This window comes from Acidiphilium multivorum AIU301 (assembly GCF_000202835.1).
Lineage (GTDB): Bacteria > Pseudomonadota > Alphaproteobacteria > Acetobacterales > Acetobacteraceae > Acidiphilium > Acidiphilium multivorum.
In genome coordinates this window covers 1,093,331-1,113,424 of record NC_015186.1, presented here as the reverse complement: position 1 = coordinate 1,113,424, position 20,094 = coordinate 1,093,331, and the positions used below count along the sequence as shown (strand labels likewise).

Annotated in this window: 14 protein-coding genes and 3 tRNA genes; all 17 read left to right on the top strand. The window is 66.6% G+C overall.

Annotation, left to right across the window (positions count from 1 at the left end; all coding sequences use genetic code 11):
- Positions 1-111: 111 nt before the first annotated feature.
- Positions 112-2,760: a DNA mismatch repair protein MutS gene (mutS, locus tag ACMV_RS04845; RefSeq protein WP_013639712.1), complete on the top strand. Its 2,649-nt coding sequence runs from the start codon at positions 112-114 to the stop codon at positions 2,758-2,760.
- A 1-nt stretch (position 2,761) separates the two neighbouring features.
- Positions 2,762-5,578, top strand: coding sequence for a [protein-PII] uridylyltransferase (locus tag ACMV_RS04840; RefSeq protein ID WP_013639711.1), 2,817 nt, complete (start codon positions 2,762-2,764; stop codon positions 5,576-5,578).
- Between the two features lie 176 nt (positions 5,579-5,754).
- Positions 5,755-7,719: an autotransporter domain-containing protein gene (locus ACMV_RS04835; RefSeq protein ID WP_231844485.1), complete on the top strand. Its 1,965-nt coding sequence runs from the start codon at positions 5,755-5,757 to the stop codon at positions 7,717-7,719.
- Positions 7,720-7,836: 117 nt separating this feature from the next.
- Positions 7,837-7,918 (top strand) — tRNA-Leu (locus ACMV_RS04830).
- Positions 7,919-7,985: 67 nt separating this feature from the next.
- A complete protein-coding gene (gene tig, locus ACMV_RS04825; RefSeq protein WP_013639709.1) occupies positions 7,986-9,308 on the top strand; it encodes a trigger factor in 1,323 nt (440 codons plus the stop codon).
- A 157-nt stretch (positions 9,309-9,465) separates the two neighbouring features.
- On the top strand, positions 9,466-10,095 hold the full coding sequence (gene clpP, locus ACMV_RS04820; protein ID WP_007422419.1) for an ATP-dependent Clp endopeptidase proteolytic subunit ClpP: 630 nt from the start codon (positions 9,466-9,468) through the stop codon (positions 10,093-10,095).
- A 144-nt stretch (positions 10,096-10,239) separates the two neighbouring features.
- A complete protein-coding gene (gene clpX / locus ACMV_RS04815) occupies positions 10,240-11,496 on the top strand; it encodes an ATP-dependent Clp protease ATP-binding subunit ClpX (RefSeq protein WP_011941871.1) in 1,257 nt (418 codons plus the stop codon).
- Positions 11,497-11,631: 135 nt separating this feature from the next.
- Positions 11,632-14,073, top strand: coding sequence for an endopeptidase La (gene lon / locus ACMV_RS04810; protein WP_007422417.1), 2,442 nt, complete (start codon positions 11,632-11,634; stop codon positions 14,071-14,073).
- A 193-nt stretch (positions 14,074-14,266) separates the two neighbouring features.
- Positions 14,267-14,530: an HU family DNA-binding protein gene (locus ACMV_RS04805; RefSeq protein WP_007422416.1), complete on the top strand. Its 264-nt coding sequence runs from the start codon at positions 14,267-14,269 to the stop codon at positions 14,528-14,530.
- A gap of 78 nt (positions 14,531-14,608) precedes the next feature.
- Positions 14,609-14,680 (top strand) — tRNA-Val (locus ACMV_RS04800).
- Between the two features lie 325 nt (positions 14,681-15,005).
- Positions 15,006-15,082, top strand: a tRNA-Asp gene (locus ACMV_RS04795).
- A gap of 184 nt (positions 15,083-15,266) precedes the next feature.
- Positions 15,267-15,632: an NADH-quinone oxidoreductase subunit A gene (locus ACMV_RS04790; RefSeq protein ID WP_007422415.1), complete on the top strand. Its 366-nt coding sequence runs from the start codon at positions 15,267-15,269 to the stop codon at positions 15,630-15,632.
- A gap of 75 nt (positions 15,633-15,707) precedes the next feature.
- Positions 15,708-16,268, top strand: a complete 561-nt coding sequence (locus ACMV_RS04785) for a NuoB/complex I 20 kDa subunit family protein (protein WP_007422414.1) — start codon at positions 15,708-15,710, stop codon at positions 16,266-16,268.
- The gene (locus ACMV_RS04780) at positions 16,261-16,902 is read left to right on the top strand and encodes an NADH-quinone oxidoreductase subunit C (protein ID WP_007422413.1); all 642 of its coding nucleotides are present in this window, start codon (positions 16,261-16,263) and stop codon (positions 16,900-16,902) included. The genes ACMV_RS04785 and ACMV_RS04780 overlap by 8 nt, the downstream gene beginning before the upstream one ends.
- The gene (locus tag ACMV_RS04775; protein ID WP_011941872.1) at positions 16,899-18,119 is read left to right on the top strand and encodes an NADH-quinone oxidoreductase subunit D; all 1,221 of its coding nucleotides are present in this window, start codon (positions 16,899-16,901) and stop codon (positions 18,117-18,119) included. The genes ACMV_RS04780 and ACMV_RS04775 overlap by 4 nt, the downstream gene beginning before the upstream one ends.
- 3 nt (positions 18,120-18,122) lie before the next feature.
- Positions 18,123-18,734: a complex I 24 kDa subunit family protein gene (locus ACMV_RS04770; RefSeq protein ID WP_007422411.1), complete on the top strand. Its 612-nt coding sequence runs from the start codon at positions 18,123-18,125 to the stop codon at positions 18,732-18,734.
- Position 18,735: 1 nt separating this feature from the next.
- Complete coding sequence (gene nuoF / locus ACMV_RS04765) at positions 18,736-20,031, top strand: NADH-quinone oxidoreductase subunit NuoF (RefSeq protein ID WP_007422410.1); 1,296 nt, start codon at positions 18,736-18,738, stop codon at positions 20,029-20,031.
- The last annotated feature ends 63 nt before the right edge of the window (positions 20,032-20,094 follow it).

The window sequence follows — 20,094 nt, the reverse complement described above, 5'->3', positions numbered from 1 at the left end:
CTCCGAATTCAACCGGACTTCTCCTGATCGGAGGATGGTCGGAAATTATTTCCGCCACGACATTTTGCCGCGCTCTTCCGCGCGTGCCCGGTCCTCGGCTAGACAGATGGGATGAATTCCGACCGCGCCGCCGGCGCAACCCCCGCGATGGCGCAGTGGTTCCAGGCCAAGGCCGACTATCCGGACGCGTTGATCTTCTTCCGGATGGGCGATTTCTACGAACTGTTCTTCGAGGATGCCGAAGCGGCCTCGGCGGCGCTCGACATCGCGCTGACCGCGCGCGGCACCCATCAGGGCGAGCCGATCGCGATGTGCGGCGTGCCGGTCTCGCAGCGCGATACCTATCTGACCCGGCTGATCCGGCGGGGATTCCGTGTCGCGGTGGCCGAGCAGGTCGAGGCGCCGGAGGCGGCGAAGGCGCGGGGCGGCAAGGCGCTGATCGAGCGCGCCGTGGTCCGGCTCATCACCCCCGGCACGATCACCGAGGAGGCGCTGCTCGATCAGGGCCGCGCCAGCCTGCTGCTCGCGCTGGTGCCCCGGGCGGGGCGGATCGGCGCCGCCTGGCTCGATGTCTCGACCGCGTCGTTCGAGACCGCCGACCTTGCGGGGGGCGAACTGGCTGCGCTGCTCGGCCGGCTGGACCCGGCGGAAATTCTTTCCGGAGCGGATATCGAGCTTGGGGCGCATGAAGGCCGGCGCACCGATCCCGGCCCGCCGCCGGCGGCGGAGCTTGCCCGGCGCGATCTCGCCCGGCTGTTCGATGTTGCCTCGCTCGACGCCTTTGGCGCCTTCACCGATCAGGAGGCGCAGGCGGCGGCGGTGGCGCTGCGCTATGTCGAGCGCAGCCAGGCCGGGACGTTGCCGCGCATCGCCCGCCCGGTGCGCGCGGGCGAGACCGGCCTGATGGCGATGGATGCCGCGACCCGCGCCAGCCTCGACCTGCTGCGCACGGCCGATGGCGGCGAGGCCGGCAGCCTGTTCGGCGCGGTGCGGCGCACGGTGACCGCCGCGGGCGCGCGGATGCTCGCCGGCTGGATCGCCGCGCCGCTGGATGCGATCGGCCCGCTGCGGGCACGGCAGGCCGGCTGGCAGAGCCTGCTCGACGCCCCGGGGACGCTCGCCGCCCTGCGAACGTCGCTGCGCGGCGCGCCGGATCTTGCCCGCGCGCTCGCGCGGCTCGGCCTGGCGGGGCGGAAGGCGGGCCGGCTGTCGCCGCGCGATCTGGGCCAGGTGCGGGATTCGCTCGCCGCCGCGCGCGCGGTGGCCGAGGGGCTGGCGCCTGCGGTTGCCGCCGATCCCGCGCATCCGTTGGCGGATGACCTCGCGAAGCTCGCCGCCGGGCCGGAACTGGGGCCGCTGCTGGAGGCCGCGCTGGTCGAAACACCGCCGGCGCGGATTGGGGATGCGCCGGCGATCCGCGCGGGGTTCGACGGCGAACTCGACGGCGAGCGCCGGCTCCGCGACGATACGCGGCAGGTGATTGCGGCGCTGCAGACCGAGCTTGCCTCGCGCTATGGCGTCGCCAGCCTCAAGGTGCGGCACCACAGCCAGCTCGGCTATGTGCTGGAGGCGCCAGCCGCGGCAGTCGAGGCGCTGCGGGCGTTTCCGGAGCTGATCCTGCGGCAGGGGCTGGCCTCGGCGGCGCGGTTCACCCACCCCGAACTGTCGGACCTCGACCGGCGGATCGCCGAGGCGCATGAGCGGGCGGCGGCGCGGGAGGCGCTGGTGCTTGACCATCTGCTCGCCGCGGTGATGCGCGAGGAGGCGGCGCTGGCGGAATGCGCGGCGGCGCTGGCGCGGCTCGATGCGCTGCAATCGGCGGCGACGCTGGCCGAAAGCGGGCGCTGGTGTGCCCCTGAGCTTTCCGAGGATGCGGCGTTCAGCATCATCGCCGGGCGGCATCCGGTGGTCGAGGCGGCGCTGCCCGCGGGGACGCGCTTCATCGCCAACGATGCCGACCTCTCGCCCGAGCGGCGGCTGATGCTGCTGACCGGGCCGAACATGGCCGGAAAGTCCACCTTCCTGCGGCAGAACGCGCTGGTCATCATTCTCGCCCAGGCCGGGCTGCCGGTGCCGGCGGAGCAGGCGCGGATCGGGCTGGTGGACCGGCTGTTCTCCCGCGTGGGTGCTGCCGACGACCTCGCCGCCGGGCGCTCGACCTTCATGGTCGAGATGATCGAGACCGCGTCCATCCTCAACCAGGCGGGGCCGCGCAGCTTCGTCATCATCGACGAGATCGGCCGCGGCACCGGCACGCGGGACGGGCTCGCGATCGCCCAGGCGGTGCTGGAGGCGCTGCACGGCTCCATTCGCTGCCGCAGCATCTTCGCCACGCATTTCCACGACCTGGTGCAGCTTGGCGCGGCGCTGCCGCGGCTGCGGCCCTGCACGATGCGGGTGAAGTCGTGGCGGGGCAGCGTCGTGTTCCTGCACGAGGTGATCGAGGGGGCGGCGGAGCGGAGCTGGGGCGTGCATGTCGCGAAGCTGGCCGGGCTGCCGGAGCCGGTGATCCGCCGGGCCGATGCGCTGCTGCGCGCGGCCGAGCGCGGCGGCGGCGAGGCGGGAGCGCTGCCGCTGTTCGCCGCGGCGGGCGAGGATCCGGCGCCGCCTGCGGAACTGCCGGCGGCGGATGGCTGGCATGCGGCGCTCGCGGAGGCCGATCCGGACCAGCTTTCGCCGCGCGCGGCGCTGGAGCTGATTTATGCGTGGCGGCGAAAGTTCCTTGGCGACAGGGCGGATGGCGCGGTAGAGAAGCAGTAACATGTCGAACACCACCCAGCCGCCGCGCGACGTTCCGCCCGCCATGCCGGCAGCCGTGATCCCGCCACCGCCGAAGGAGGCGGTGATCGGCCGCCCCGATATCGGCGCCGAGCTGGCGCGCCTTTTGCCGCGCGGCGCGCCGCCGCCGCGGGAGACGGCGCTCGGCATCTTCCGCCGCCAGCTGGCGCGGCTGCAGACCCATGTGCAGACCCGGTTCGAACGCGGCGACATGTCTGGCCTCGCTGCCGCGCGCCTGCTCTCGGGCCTGATGGACGAGTTCATCGCGGCGCTGATCGGCTATTCGATCGACCTGCTGCCGGTGGAGCCCGGCGACCGGCTCGCCGTCGCGGCGACCGGCGGCTATGGCCGCGCCACGCTCGCGCCGTTCAGCGATATCGACCTGCTGTTCCTCACCGACAACGAACCCTCGGCGCGGATCCAGCGGGCTGTGGAGTTCATCCTGTATTTCCTCTGGGACCTCGGGCTGAAGGTGGGCCACGCCACGCGATCGACCGCCGATTGTCTGACCGAGGCGCAGGGTGACAGCACGATCCGCACCTCGCTGCTCGATGCCCGCTGCATCGCCGGCGACCGGCCGCTGTTCGCGCATTTCCAGCAGGCCTTCCGACAGGATTGCGCCGCCGGCAGCCCGGCCGGCTATATCGCCGCGAAGCAGGCCGAACGCGCCGCCCGCCACAAGCGCTTCGGCGACACGCCGTTCATGGTCGAGCCCAACATCAAGGAGGGCAAGGGCGGGCTGCGCGACCTGCAGACGCTCTACTGGCTCGCCCGCTACGTGTTCGGCACCTTCGCGATGACCGAGCTGGTCGGCCCCGGCGCGCCCGGCGGCGGCATTCTCAGCGCCACCGAGGCGCGCGCCTGCAAGCGGGCCTGGGACTATCTCTGGACCGTGCGCTTTCACCTGCACTATGTCGCCGGCCGCGCCGAGGAGCGGCTGACCTTCGACCTGCAGCCGGTGATCGGCGCGCGCATGGGTTATACGCGGCATGGGCGGCAGGATGGCGTCGAGCGGTTCATGCGCCACTACTTCCTGGTGGTGCGCGAGGTTGCGCGGGTGACCGGCGTTCTCGAACCCGCCGTGGTGCGCGCGGCGCTCGGACCGCCCGCGATCGCGCCGGCGACCGACGCGGCGCTGCTGGACGCCGGTTTCGTGCTGGCGGACGGCAAGATCCTGTTCGTCGCCGGCCGCGAGCCGATGGCCGAGCCGATCCAGTTGCTGCGCATCCTCCAGGTGGCGCGCGACCGGGGGCTGAAACTGCATCCGCTCGCGCTCCGCGCGATGATCCGCGGCGCGCGGCGCACCGCGGAGTTGCGCACGGATCCGCAGGCGGCCTCGCTGTTTCTCGACCTGCTCTGCGGCAACGACGATCCGCGGCAGGACGGCGCGCAATGGCTCGCGATCCTCAACGAAACCGGTGCGCTGGGGCGCTACCTGCCCGACTGGCGGCGGATCGTCGGCCAGATGCAGTTCGATTCCTATCATGTCTACACGGTCGACATGCACACGATCCACGCGATCGGGGTGCTGAATGCGATCGAGCGCGGTGAGCTTTCGGAAATCGTGCCGGTGGCCAGCGGATTGGCGCATCACGTGCAGTCGCGCCGGGCGCTCTATGTCGCGCTGCTTCTGCATGACATCGCGAAGGGCAGGGGGGGCGACCATTCGGAGATCGGCGCGGAACTGGCGCTGACCATCGGCCCCGCGCTCGGGCTCGAACCGGAGGAGACCGAGATGGTCTCCTGGCTGGTGCTGCATCATCTGCTGCTCAGCCAGACGGCGTTTTCACGCGACATCGACGATCCGAAAACGATCCTCGACCTCGCCGATGTCGTGCAGTCGCCCGAGCGGCTGCGGCTGCTGCTGATCCTGACGGTGTCGGACATCCGCGCCGTCTCGCCCAAGGTGTGGAACGGCTGGAAGGCGACGCTGCTGCGCGAGATCTATGCCCGCGTCGCCGAGGTGCTGGAGGGCGGGCTTGCGACCACCGAGCGCGATGTCCGCGTTGCCCGCGTCAAGCAGATGGTCGCGGAGCTGCTCGCCGACTGGCCGGACGCCGACCGCGAGGAATTCCTCAACATGGGGTATCCGGGCTACTGGCTCGGCTTCGACCCCGAAAGCATCGCCCGCCACGGGCGGATGATCCGCGATGCCCGCCATCGCGACGTGCCGCTGACCGTCGCCGCCGCGCCGCTGCCGGCGCGGTCGGTCACCGAGGTCGTGGTCTATACCGCCGACCATGCGGGGCTGTTCAGCCGCATCGCCGGTGCCCTCGCGGTCGCCGGGGCGACGATCGTCGATGCGCGGATCCACACGCTGACCGATGGCATGGCGCTCGACACGTTCTGGATCCAGGACGCCGGCGGCGGTTCGCTAGAGGCGCCGCACCGGCTGGCGAAGATTTCCGCCGTGATCGAACAGGTGCTCTCGGGCCGGCTGCGGCTGGCGACCGAGATCGAGAAGGCGGCGAACAGCGTCGTCGGCGGGCGGATGCGGGCGATCCACGTGCCGCCGCGCGTCGTCGTCGACAACAGCGCCTCGAACCGGCACACCGTTATTGAAGTGAACGGCCGCGACCGGCCGGGCCTGCTGCACGACGTCACCGCCGCCATCACCTCGCAGGGGCTGCAGATCGCCTCGGCGCATATCACCACCTACGGGGTTCGCGCCGTCGACGTGTTCTACGTGAAGGATGTGTTCGGCCTGAAGGTGCAGAACGAGCGCAAGCTCGCGCAGCTTCGCAGCGCGCTGATCGAGGCGCTGGCCGGGCGGCCGCACGAGGTGACCGCCGCGTCCTGAACGGCAGCCCCAGCCACTTTATCCGCGACGGAATTATCTGGCTCACGAAAGCCTCGCACACGAGATTTTTGTTTGACCGGGTTGTTTCGTCTGCGGCATAGATACTCCCTATTGGGAAATATCCTGTCGAAACCGGCCTGAATGAGCCGGATGCGGGATGAACAATGGGGAGCGAAATGACATTCGAGACATGCGTTCGGAGACTGGCGATAGGCGCGCTCGCGGCCGGGTTCATCGGGCTGGCGCCGGCGAGGGCGCAGGCGCCGGGCAGTCTTTACGTGTTCGGCGACAGCCTGAGCGATAATGGCAACATTCCGCGGCTGACCGGCGTTCCCTATCCGGGGCCGCCCTATGTCGGCTTCCGGTTCTCGAACGGGCCGGTCTGGGCGGAATACCTGCCCGGGCTGACCGGGCTGAATTTCAAGCCCTCCAACGACTATGCGGTGGGCGGCGCCTTTGCCGGGCCGCTGGTGGTCAATGGCGTGACCTACAACAATCTCGTCAATTTCCCGTCGACCTTGCTTCCCGGCCTGCCGAACGAATTGCAGGAAATCCAGGGCTTTGCCGCATCGGGCGGGCATTTTTCGCCTTCCGATGTGGTGGGGATCTGGATCGGCGGGAATAATTATTTCGCCACCGAGACGCTGGTCGGGGCGGACCCGGCGAATGCGCAGCAGATCGTCAGCCAGAACGTGAGCACCGTGCTCGCCCAGACCGGGCAGGCGATCGGGCAGGTGGCCGCGCTCGGCGCGCGGCAGGTCGTGCTGCAGAATCTCGTGCCCTTCGGCAATGTGCCGACGGTGAACGGCACGCCGCAACTCGTAGCCCTCGGCGACCAGATCATCGCCGCGCATAATGCGGGGCTCGCGACCCTGGCGGGGCAGCTGCATGCCTCGCTCGGGATCAACATCCTCCTGATCAACCAGCAGCAGATCTTCTCCGAGATCAGCGCCAATCCGGCTGCCTATGGCTTCACCAACGTGACCGACGCCTGCTTCGCCTCGGCAAGTTCCGCCTGCGCCTATGCGCCGGCCTCGGTGCAGAACCAGTATCTCTGGTGGAACGTGCACCCGACCACGCACGGGCACCAGGTGATCGCCGAATATGTCGCGAGCGCGCTGAACGGGTTCCAGTCGCTGTCCGTGCCGGCACGGCTGCTCGATGCCGGCGCCGCGGCCTTCGCGCAGACGATTGGCGCGAGGATGGACGCGCTGCGCCACGGCGCCGGGGGGCTGACAGTCGATCTCGCCGGCGGGCCGATGCTGGCCGATACGGCGGCGGGCGATACCGGGCCGATGGAGATGCCGGGCAATGGGCACGCGCTGTCGGTTTTCGTGGCCGGCGGCTACGGGTTCGGCGCGCGGGCGGCGGCGCCGGGCAGCCTCGGCTTCCATGACCAGATCGGCACGGTGACCGCCGGCGCGGATTACCGCTTCACCCGCCATCTCGCCGCCGGCCTCGCGTTCGGATATGCGCGGGAAAGCGCGACGGTGAACGGGGGCGAGCGCCTGGATGCCGATGCCTACCAGTTTGCCGCCTATCTCGCCGCGCATAGCCGCCACCTCTATCTCGACGCCCAGCTCGATTACGGCCTCGACCGGTTCGGCCGGATCAGCCGGCCGGGCGTGCTGGCGCCGATCACCGCCTCGCCCCGCGGCCATACGCTCGGCGCCACAATACAGGCGGGCTATGTGCTGCATCGCGGTGTCGTAGCGTTCGGCCCGACAGTGGGGCTGGATGCGACCGAAGCGCATGTCGACCCGTATACCGAGCAGGGCGACCCGGCGTTGACCATGGCGGTCGGCGGCCAGGATTTCGGGCGCGTGCTGTTCGGCGCCGGGCTTGCGGCTTCGGCGCGGGTCAGGCTGGGCGGTGTCGCGATTCGGCCGCATGGCTCGATCGGCATGCAGGCCTCGATCGCCGGTGCGCCGGGGCAGTTCGCCAGCGTCTTCACCGACGAGCCGCTGGTCGGCCTGACCACGACCTATCCGCAGCTGTCGACGATGTGGGGCGTGGCCGATGCCGGTGTCACGGCGCGGCTCGCCGGCAGGCTTTCGGCAACGGTCGACCTTGCGACGACCTTCGCGCGCCGCGCCGGCGAGCAGCGGATGGTCAGCGCCGGGCTGCGCTGGCGCTTCTGAGCAACGGGCGCGCACGCAGTTTGCCGTCCTCGCTTGTCGCGGACGGCAAAGCGCGCTAGTCCGCGCCGACCGGCCATGCGCGGAATTGAACGCGCTTGGCCTGCTGGTCCGGTTCGGGCGGGCGTGGTGGAACTGGTAGACACGCCAGATTTAGGTTCTGGTGGCGCGAGCCATGGGGGTTCAAGTCCCTCCGCCCGCAGACGGGGTCGATCTGCCGTGCCCGCACGGCGCGTGGGAAATGGCGTAACGTAAGGATTGGTTTGGACATGCAGGTTACCGAAACCCTCACCGAGGGGCTGAAGCGCGGCTTTACCGTCGTCGTGCCGGGCAGCGATCTGAGCGAGAAGCGCGAGAAGCGCCTCGCCGAGCTGTCGAAGACGATGCAGATGCCGGGGTTCCGCCCGGGCAAGGTGCCGCTGTCGATGGTGCGCAAGCGCTTCGGCGACGCGGTGGCCGCCGAGGTGATGGAAGCTTCGGTGAACGAGGCGACCGAACGGATGATCAATGACCGCAGCCTGCGCCCGGCGGTGCAGCCGAAGGTCGAGGTCGTCCGTGCCGAACCCGATTCCGACCTCGAATTCACCGTCGAGCTCGAAGTGCTGCCGGAGGTGACGATTCCGGACCTGAAGGCGATCAGCCTGACCCGGCCGAAGGCGCCGGTGACCGAGGCGGAGATCGACGAGGCGATCGCGCGCTTCGCCGAGCAGCGCGCCGAGACCGAGGTGGTCACGGAAGACCGCCCGGCGGCAACCGGCGATATCCTCACCGTCGATTTCCTCGGCAAGCGCGATGGCGTGCCCTTCGAAGGCGGTGCCGGCACCGACACCGATATCGAGCTGGGCGGCTCGGGCTTCATTCCCGGCTTCGCCGAGCAGATGGAGGGCATGAAGGCCGGCGAGACGAAGGTGATCACCGTGACCTTCCCCGAGCAGTACCACGCCGCCGATCTGGCCGGGAAGGAAGCGACGTTCGACATCACCGCCAAGGCGCTGAAGCGGCGCGTGGCGCCGGTGATCGACGACGCGTTCGCCGAGGCCAACGGCTTCGAGAACCTCACCGAGTTCCGCAAGTTCTTCGCCGACCGGCTGGAACAGTCCCGCGCCGGCGCCTCACGGCTGAAGGTCAAGCGCGCGCTGCTCGACAAGCTGGCCGAGCAGGCCGATTTCCCGGCGCCGGCCTCGCTGGTCGACGCCGAGTTCGCCGAGATCTGGCGGCAGGTCGAGGCCGAGAAGCAGGCTGGCCGCCTCGATGAGGAGGACGCCGGCAAGGACGAGGAGACGCTGCGCGCCGACTACCGCGCGATCGCGGAACGCCGTGTGCGGCTGGGCCTGCTGGTGGCCGAGATCGGCCGCACCAACAACGTGCAGATCACCGAGCAGGACATGCGCCGCGCAATGATCGCCGAGATGCAGCAGTTCCCCGGCCAGGAAAAGATGATCATGGAGTTCTACCAGAAGAACCCGCGCGCGCTGGACCGGCTGCGCGGGCCGATCTTCGAGGACAAGGTTGTCGACTACGCGCTGGAACTCGCGACCGTGACCGACGAGGAGGTTTCGGCCGAGGCCCTGTTCGCCGACACCGACGACTGATCTCTTTTTCACCCGGGGGTGGACGCCGCCCTGTTCCCGGCTCATCTTAGACGTCTGTGGGCGCGGCGCCGGCCGTGATTCGGCGGCGGCCGCGCCCGACAGGACACGATTTCATGCGGGTGCGGTGCGTCCGGCCCCGACTTGGAGACAGATGCCGATGGATCGCGATCCCACCGAGATCTACATGAACAGCCTCGTGCCCATGGTGGTCGAGCAGACCGCGCGGGGCGAGCGCTCCTATGACATCTTTTCGCGCTTGCTGAAGGAGCGGATCATCTTCCTCACCGGTCCGGTCTATGACCAGGTCGGCTCGCTGATCGCGGCCCAGCTGCTGTTCCTCGAAAGCGAGAACCCGTCGAAGGAGATCGCCTTCTACATCAACAGCCCGGGTGGCGTCGTCTCCGCCGGCCTCGCGATCTACGACACGATGCAATACATCAAGTCGCCGGTCTCGACCGTCTGCATCGGCCAGGCGGCCTCGATGGGCAGCCTGCTGCTCGCCGCCGGCGAGAAGGGCAAGCGCTTCGCCCTGCCGAATTCACGGATCATGGTGCACCAGCCCTCGGGCGGGGCGCAGGGCCAGGCTTCGGATATCGAAATCCAGGCCCGCGAGATCCTGACCTTGCGGCGGCGGCTGAACGATATCTATGTTACTCATACCGGCCAGTCGCTCGAGGCGATCGAGCAGGCGCTGGAGCGCGACCGCTTCATGTCGGCCAACGAGGCGCAGGAATTCGGCCTGGTCGACGAGGTTGTGGAAAAGAAGCCGGCCAAGGACTCGAAGTAAGGCAGGGTCTGGCGCCGCGTTCCCCGGAAGCCGACCCGGGAATGCGGCGCAATGACCGTAATGCTTGTGCCGGCGGGACATGGGGTTTAATCTCGGTCCCCTGATTGATGCGCCGCCGCCTCCGGCGGCGCGGCTGGAGCATAGATGAGCACGAAGTCCGGAGACTCGAAGAACACCCTGTATTGCTCGTTTTGCGGCAAGTCGCAGCACGAAGTGGTCAAGCTGATCGCGGGGCCGACGGTATTCATCTGCAATGAATGCGTCGAACTCTGCATGGACATCATTCGCGAGGATAACCGGACGCACCTCGTGAAAACGCGCGACGGCGTGCCGACGCCCCGCGAAATCTGCAAGGTGCTGGACGATTACGTGATCGGGCAGGATCACGCCAAGCGGATTCTCAGTGTTGCCGTGCACAACCACTACAAGCGGCTGGCGCACGCGCAGAAGAACAACGACATCGAGATCGCGAAGTCGAACATCATGCTGGTCGGGCCCACCGGCTCGGGCAAGACGCTGCTCGCCCAGACGCTGGCCCGGATTCTCGACGTGCCGTTCACCATGGCGGACGCGACGACCCTGACCGAGGCGGGATATGTTGGCGAGGATGTCGAGAACATCATCCTCAAGCTGCTGCAGGCCGCGGATTACAATGTCGAGCGGGCGCAGCGCGGCATCGTCTATATCGACGAGGTCGACAAGATCAGCCGCAAGTCCGACAACCCCTCGATCACGCGCGACGTATCCGGCGAGGGCGTGCAGCAGGCGCTGCTCAAGATCATGGAAGGGACGGTGGCCTCGGTGCCGCCGCAGGGCGGGCGGAAGCATCCGCAACAGGAGTTCCTCCAGGTTGATACCACCAACATCCTCTTCATCTGCGGCGGCGCGTTCGCCGGGCTGGAGAAGATCATCGCACAGCGTGGCAAGGGGTCGGGAATCGGCTTCGGCGCCGATGTGCGCGACCCGACGGAGCAGCGCACCGGCGCGATCCTGCGCGAAGTCGAGCCCGAGGATCTGCTGAAGTTCGGCCTGATCCCCGAATTCATTGGCCGTCTGCCCGTCGTTGCGACGCTCGAGGACCTCGACGAGGCGGCGCTGATCGAGATCCTCACCAAGCCGAAGAACGCGCTTGTCAAGCAATACGGCCGCCTTTTCGAAATGGAGGGCGTGAAGCTCAACTTCACCGAAGACGCGCTGAAAGTGGTCGCCGCCCGTGCGATCCAGCGCAAGACCGGGGCGCGTGGCCTGCGGTCGATCATGGAAAACATCCTGCTCGAGACGATGTTCGACCTCCCGGGCCTCGACTCGGTCGAAGAGGTCGTGATCAACGGCGAAGTAGCCGAGGGGCGGGCAAATCCGCTTTTCCTGCATGGCAAGGAACGCGCTGAAACCGGTTCCTGAGGGAGCCGGCCCGGTCGTGCCGCGGGATTGCGGCGCACCGGGGGCCGCCCAATATACCGAACGTGGCCGGATCGCCCGGCACCGCGCCCTGTGCCGCTTTCGGGCAGGGCGCGCCGCTTATCGAAAGGTAGTCTGATGTCAGAGACCGACCCGAAGAAACCCAAAACCGCCCTTGTCGCGGTGCCGCAGGACGGCGAGACGCTGGCGGTGCTGCCGCTGCGCGACATCGTCGTGTTTCCGCACATGATCGTGCCGCTCTTCGTCGGCCGCGAGAAGTCGGTTCGCGCCCTCGAAGGGGTGATGAAGGACGACAAGCAGATCCTGCTGGTGGCCCAGAAGAACGCGCAGCAGGACGACCCGTCCGCCAACGATATCTACGATGTCGGCACGATTTCGACCGTTCTGCAACTACTCAGGCTACCGGACGGAACGGTGAAGGTGCTGGTCGAAGGCGTGCGCCGGGCCCGAATCACGAAGTTCCACGAGGTGGACAGTCATTTCGAGGTGACGGCTCAGCCGCTGGACGAGATCGTGACCGGGGGCAAGGAACTCGAGGGTCTGGCCCGCGGGGTCGTGTCGCAGTTCGAGCAGTACATCAAGCTCAACAAGAAGATCGCACCGGAAGTTCTCGTTTCGATCAACCAGATCGACGACCCGTCGAAGCTTGCCGATACGATCGCCAGCCATCTCGGCCTGAAGATCGCCGACAAGCAGGAATTGCTGGAAACAGGATCCGTCACCGAGCGGCTGGAGCGCGTCTTCGCGCACATGGAAGCCGAAATCGGCGTGCTGCAGGTGGAAAAGCGCATCCGCAACCGCGTGAAGCGGCAGATGGAGAAGACGCAGCGCGAATACTACCTGAACGAGCAGCTCAAGGCGATTCAGAAGGAGTTGGGCGAGGGCGAGGAAGGCAAGGACGAGACCGCGGAACTCGAGGAGAAGATCCGCACCACCAAGCTCTCCAAGGAAGCGCGCGACAAGGCCATGGCCGAGCTCAAGAAGCTCAGGACGATGAGCCCGATGAGTGCCGAGGCGACGGTGGTGCGCAACTATCTCGACTGGCTGCTCGGCATTCCCTGGAAGAAGCGCGCCAAGATCAAGAACGACGTGATCGAGGCCGAGCGCGTGCTCGACGCCGACCATTATGGCCTCGACAAGGTCAAGGAGCGGATCATCGAGTATCTGGCCGTGCAGTCGCGTAGCCCGAAGCTCAAGGGGCCGATCCTCTGCCTCGTCGGCCCGCCCGGCGTGGGCAAGACCTCCCTCGGCAAGTCGATCGCTAAGGCGACGGGACGCAATTTCGTGCGGATGTCGCTCGGCGGAATGCGCGACGAGGCTGAAATCCGCGGCCACCGCCGGACCTATATCGGCTCGATGCCCGGCAAGATCATCCAGGGCATGAAGAAGGCGAAGACGTCGAATCCGCTGTTCCTGCTCGACGAGATCGACAAGCTCGGTGCTGACTGGAGGGGCGATCCGACCTCGGCCCTGCTCGAAGTGCTGGACCCCGAGCAGAACGGCACGTTCAACGATCATTACCTCGAGGTCGATTACGACCTGTCGGACGTGATGTTCGTGACGACCGCGAACTCGCTGCGGATGCCGCAGCCGCTGCTTGACCGCATGGAGATCATTCGCATCCCCGGCTACACCGAGGACGAGAAGATCGAGATCGCGAAGCGGCACCTGATCGGCAAGCAGGCCGAGGCGCACGGGCTCAAGGACGGCGAGTGGAGCGTTTCGGACGATGCGGTTCGCGAGCTGATCCGCACCTATACCCGTGAGGCCGGGGTGCGTAACCTCGAGCGCGAGATCGCCAACCTCGCCCGCAAGGCGGTGAAGGAAATCGTCACGAAGAAGGTGACCAAGGTCGCGATCACCAAGAAGAACATCGAGAAGTTCGCCGGCGTGCCGCGGTTCCGCTTCGGCGAGACCGAGGCGGAGGATATGGTCGGCGTCGTCACCGGCCTGGCGTGGACCGAGGTGGGCGGCGAGATCCTGACCATCGAGAGCGTGCTGCTGCCCGGCAAGGGCAATGTGAAGCAGACCGGCAAGCTCGGCGACGTCATGCAGGAGAGCGTCTCGGCGGCGATTTCCTACATCCGCTCGCGGGCGATCAGTTTCGGCATCAAGCCGCCGATCTTCGAGAAGCGGGACATTCACGTCCACGTGCCCGAAGGCGCGACGCCGAAGGACGGTCCCTCGGCGGGCATCGCAATGGCGACCTCCATCGTCTCGGTGCTCACCGGAATCCCGGTGCGCAAGGATATCGCCATGACCGGCGAAATCACGCTGCGCGGCCGGGTGCTGCCGATCGGTGGGCTCAAGGAGAAGCTGCTGGCCGCGCTCAGGGCCGGCATCACCACCGTGCTGATCCCGAAGGACAACCAGAAGGATCTCGCGGAGATTCCCGAGAACGTGAAGAAATCGCTCAAGATCATTCCGGTCTCGCATGTCGACGAGGTGATCGCCGAGGCGCTGGTGCGCAAACCCGAGCCGATCGAGTGGGAGGAGCCGGTGGAACCGGTCGCCGCCCGCCCGGCGGATGAGGCGGCGGGCGCCGTTCTGCCGCATTAAGGTGCCTCGCCGTCATCGTCGTGGCATGAATTGATGTTTCGGGGCCGGTTTTCCGCTTGTCTTCGTTGACGGGAGGAAACCGGCCCCTTTAGTGTGCGGCGCCTGACGGATTGCCCGGATGGAACCCGATTCGGATGGTTCCGGCCGTTTTTAATTCCGTTTTCACCAACTGGGAGACTGACCCGTGAACAAAATGGATCTCGTCGCAGACGTTGCGGAGAAGACCGACCTTTCGAAAGCCAAGGCCACCGAGGTAGTGGATGCGGTGTTCGCCGCCATCGAGGAGGCTCTGAAGCGCAAGGAAGAGGTGCGCCTGGTCGGTTTCGGCACGTTCGGCACGGCCGAGCGCAAGGCGGCAACCGGCCGCAACCCGCGCACCGGCGAGGAAATCCAGATCGCGGCCTCGACCTCGGTCCGGTTCAAGCCGGGCAAGAGCCTCAAGGATGCCGTGAACTGAAGCTGATGCGGGCCGGATTATCCGGCCCGATTGGATGACCGCAGGTCTGCCGGTATGCCGGACCAGCCTGCGGATTCCGGGCGGTTAGCTCAGAGGTAGAGCGTCTCGTTTACACCGAGAGGGTCGGCGGTTCGATCCCGTCACCGCCCATTGGTTCCGCGACTTCCGCGAAGAACGCGAATCAGTCGCGCCGATTCGATCCCGGTGCCGCCGGTCGACTTAATCCAGACGCATAGCAGAATCGCGTAAATACCTGCCGGAGCGGAATTTTTCTTCCGCCGCCGCGTGCAGCCTTGGGCAGACGTCGACGGGAAGCCGCGCAGGACAGGTTTTGCCTCAATCCGGCCATCGTGTTGCCATCGCCGGCGGGTGGGATTTTTGCGCCGCCACACGCCCATGGGCGGGCGATCTTCCGATGCGCGCGATCCGGGTGCTTGACGCATCCCGGCCGCCGCTATAGGGAGGTGCCCACAACGCGGGTGTAGCTCAGTTGGTTAGAGCGCCGGCCTGTCACGCCGGAGGTCGCGGGTTCGAGCCCCGTCACTCGCGCCATTGCGCTGATCGACACAGATATCCAGTGCCATCAGTCATGGAAGAACATGAGAGGATGCGCTCTTTATCGTCCGGACCCGCATGGGGTCTCCGGCGATTTAGTCGTATCGTCTGGCACGCCGAGAGCAGGGCGGACGGTCTGCCGCCAGGTGGACAACACTGATGCGTAACGGGGGCAATCGCGATGCAGTCGGATCTGTCGGTCTACTTCCCCATCCTGGTGTTCATCGGTATCGCAGCTCTGCTCGGCGCGGCGTTCATCATCGGATCGCTCGTCGTCGCACGGCAAAATCCCTATGGCGAAAAGCTCAGCGCCTATGAATGCGGTTTCGCACCGTTCAGCGACGCGAGGCGCAAGTTCGATGTGCGCTATTATCTCGTTGCGATCCTTTTCATCATTTTCGACGTCGAGATCGCGTTCCTGTTTCCCTGGGCGGTGAGCCTTTCACGAATCGGGGCGTTGGGGTTCTGGTCGATGATGGGGTTTCTGGCAATTCTGGTCGTCGGATTTATCTATGAATGGCGCAAGGGCGCGCTCGACTGGGAGTAGCCCGGACCACCGGCGCCCGACCCGGACGAAACGAGTGACAAACCGGCCGCAAGTGGCCCAAGCGGAAGGCATGACATGAACGCCGTGCAGCAACCCGACATTGCCTGGAATCGCGATCATCTGGACCCCGGCGCCGAACAGGAAGCGGTCATTCGCGGCATTACCGGCGAGATCGCCGGCAAGGGGTTCGTGGTCGCCAATCTCGACCGCCTGGTGAACTGGGCGCGAACCGGCAGCCTCTGGCCGATGACGTTCGGCCTTGCGTGCTGTGCCGTCGAGATGATCCACGCCTACATGCCGCGCTGGGATCTCGACCGATTCGGTATCATCCCCCGGAACTCCCCGCGGCAGAGCGATGTGATGATTGTCGCCGGCACGCTGACCAACAAGATGGCGCCGGCACTGCGCAAGGTCTACGACCAGATGCCCGAGCCGCGCTGGGTCATCTCCATGGGAAGCTGTGCGAATGGCGGCGGGTACTATCACTACTCTTACTCCGTGGTGCGGGGGTGCGACCGGATCGTGCCGGTGGACATCTACGTGCCGGGCTGTCCTCCCACGGCGGAGGCGCTGGTCTATGGCATCACCCAGTTGCAGAAGAAGATCCGCCGGACGGGGACCATTTTCCGTGAGTGAAGACAACCAGACCGAAGCGCCCGCACCCGAGGCCCCGGCCGACCCGTTCGGCGACCTGCTGCGCGCCATCGACGGCGTCACTGATGTCGTGCTGGAACGCGATGAGCGGATCATTGCCGTCGACCGCGCTGCGCTGGCGGCGGTGATGCGCACCCTGCGCGACAACCCGCAATTCGCCTTCGAACAGTGCATGGATGTCTGCGGCGTCGACTGGCCGGAGCGGGCCGAGCGGTTCGACGTGGTCTATAACCTTCTGTCCGTGACCCGAAACGACCGGTTGCGCGTGATCGTCACCACGGACGAGACCGCGCCGGTGCCGAGCGTCAGCGACATCTGGCCCGGGGTGACCTGGTGGGAGCGCGAAGTGTTCGACCTGTTCGGCGTGAGCTTCGACGGGCTGGTCGATCACCGGCGGATTCTCACCGATAACGGTTTCGAGGGGCATCCGATGCGCAAGGATTTCCCGCTGACCGGCCATGTCGAACTCCGGTACGACGAGGAGCAGAAGCGCGTGGTCTACGACAAGGTCGCGTTGACGCAGGAATTCCGCAATTTCGATTTCCTCTCGCCCTGGGAGGCGATGACCACGCTCCCCGGCGACGAGAAGGCCACCCGCGGAGGGTCTGACGCATGAGCGGCGGGATGCAGAACGGCACACAAGAGACCGAGCGCCGTGTGATCGACATCAACGACCGTCATACGGTCAATGTCGGCCCGCAGCACCCGGCGACGCATGGCGTGCTGCGCCTGATCATGGAGCTTGAGGGCGAGACGGTGACGCGCGCCGATCCGCATATCGGCCTGCTGCATCGCGGCACAGAGAAGCTGATCGAATACAAGTCATACCTCCAGGCGGTGCCGTATTTCGACCGGCTCGATTACGTCAGCCCGATGTGCTGCGAGCACGCCTTCGCCCTCGCGACCGAGCGGCTGCTCGGCGTGAAGGTGCCGGAACGGGCGCAGTGGATCCGCGTGCTGTTTGCCGAGATTACCCGTATTCTCAATCATTTGCTGAACGCCGTTCACTTGGCGCTGGACATCGGCGCACAGTCTCCAAGCCTTTGGGGCTATGAGGAGCGGGAGAAACTGCTGACCTTTCACGAGGCGGTATCGGGCGCGCGCTTCCATGCGAACTATTTCCGTCCCGGCGGGGTTTCGAAGGACATGCCGACGGGTCTTGCCGAGCAGATCTGGGAATGGAGCGAGAAGTTTCCGAAATTCCTCGACGATCTGCAGAGCCTGCTGAACGAGAACCGGATTTTCCGCCAGCGCCTCGTCGATATTGGGGTGATTTCGGCGGAGGACGCGCTGGCGATGGGGTTCTCGGGTCCCAATCTGCGCGCCTCGGGGATTGCCTGGGACCTGCGGCGCGCGCAACCCTACGACAAGTACGACGAGGTGGATTTCGACATTCCCGTCGGCCGGCACGGCGATTCGTTCGACCGATATCTCGTGCGGATCCGCGAGATGGCCGAGAGCCTGAAGATCATCCGTCAGGCGCTGAAGGCGATGCCGGAAGGGCCGATCAAGGTGCAGGACCACAAGATCACGCCGCCGAAACGCGCCGAGATGAAGCGCTCGATGGAAGCGCTGATCCATCACTTCAAGCTCTATACCGAGGGCTATCATGTGCCAGCCGGCACGACCTACACCGCTGTGGAAGCTCCGAAGGGGGAATTCGGGGTCTATCTCGTTGCCGATGGCAGCAACCGGCCCTATCGGTGCAAGATCCGCGCGACCGGATTTTCCCATCTGCAGGCGATGAATCTGATGTCGAAAGGCCATCTCCTCGCCGATGCGATCGCCGTGCTCGGCTCGATCGACATCGTGTTCGGGGAAGTGGATCGCTGAAAGATGAACGACATGACGGAACCGGCTTTCAGCTTCGATGAGACGAGCGAGGCGCTGATCCCCTCGATCATCGCGAAATATCCCGAGGGCAGGCAGGCGAGTGCGGTAATGCCGCTGCTCGATCTCGCCCAGCGGCAGATGGCGCGGCAGACGGGACATGCCTGGGTGCCGCGCACGGCGATGGACGTGATTGCGGCGCGCCTCTCGATGCCGCCGATGCGGGTCTATGAAGTCGCCACATTCTACACGATGTTCCACACCAAGCCGGTGGGAAAATTCCATCTCCAGGTCTGCACCACAACGCCGTGCTGGCTGCGCGGGTCGGATGAGGTGATGTCGGCCTGCCGCAAGGCCGCCGAGGCGGATGGCGAGACGTTCAGCATCGAGGAGGTCGAGTGCCTCGGGTGCTGCGTGAACGCGCCGGTGGTGCAGGTGAATGACGACGTCTACGAGGATCTCGACGGGCCGCGCACCGAGGCGCTGCTGGAGCGGTTGCGCGCCGGCGACGTGCCGCCGGCGGGCTCGACGATCGGGCGGCAGGCCTCGGCGCCGGAAGGCGGACCGACCACGCTGTTCGGCGTCGGGGGCACCAAGCCCGTGAGCGGAGCGGAATGAGATGCTGAGCGATCGCGACCGGATCTATACCAATCTTTACGGCCTGCATGACTGGCGCCTCGCCGGCGCCCGGGCGCGCGGCGACTGGGACGGCACGAAGGACATCCTCGCCCGCGGGCGGGATGCGATCATCGAGGAAATCAAGTCCTCGGGCCTGCGTGGCCGCGGCGGCGCCGGCTTCCCGACCGGGATGAAATGGTCCTTCATGCCGAAGGAGACAGATGGACGGCCGAGCTATCTCGTCATCAACGCCGATGAGAGCGAACCCGGCACGTGCAAGGACCGCGACATCCTGCGCCACGAACCGCACAAGCTGGTGGAAGGCGCGCTGATCGCCGGATTCGCCATGGGCGCGCACCGGGCGTTCATCTATGTCCGTGGCGAATACTACAATGAATACAAGAATTTGCAGGCCGCCGTTGACGAGGCGCGCGAAGCCGGATTGCTCGGTGACGATGCTTGCGGGTCGGGCTGGGCCTTTGACATCACCGTGCATCGCGGGGCGGGCGCCTATATCTGCGGCGAGGAATCGGCGCTGATCGAGAGCATCGAGGGCAAGAAGGGCCTGCCGCGCATGAAGCCGCCCTTTCCGGCGGCGCTCGGCCTCTATGGCTGCCCGACCACTGTGAACAATGTCGAGACCATTGCAGGGGTCGCGACCATCATGCGGCGAGGGGCGGCCTGGTTTTCCGCGCTCGGCCGGCCGAAGAATTCCGGCACCAAGATCTTCTGCATTTCCGGCCATGTGAACAGGCCGTGCAATGTGGAAGAGGAACTCGGCATTCCGCTGCGCGAGTTGATCGAGAAGCATGCCGGCGGCGTGCGGGGCGGGTGGGACAACCTTCAGGCGGTGATACCCGGCGGATCGTCGGTGCACATGATTCCGAAATCGGTCTGCGACACGGTGCTGATGGATTACGACAGCCTGCGCGAGCAGCGCACCGGCCTCGGCACCGCGGCGGTGATCGTGATGGACAAGTCGACCGACCTGATCCGGGCGATCGCGCGGCTCGCGGCGTTCTACAAGCATGAGAGTTGCGGCCAGTGCACGCCCTGCCGCGAGGGCACCGGCTGGATGATGCGGATGATGTATCGCCTGGTCGAGGGGCGGGCGGAAATCGCCGATATCGACCTGCTGGAACAGGTCACGAAACAGGTGGAAGGCCATACGATCTGCCCGCTCGGCGACGCGGCGGCCTGGCCGATCCAGGGTCTGCTGCGGCATTTCCGGCCAGTGGTCGAGCAGCGGATCGCCGATTACAAGGCGCGCACGGCATCGCGCCTCGCGGCGGAATGACGGAGGGGACGATGCGGCACGAGACGATGGACGGCGCCGCGCGCGCCACGAGCGGGGTGCGGA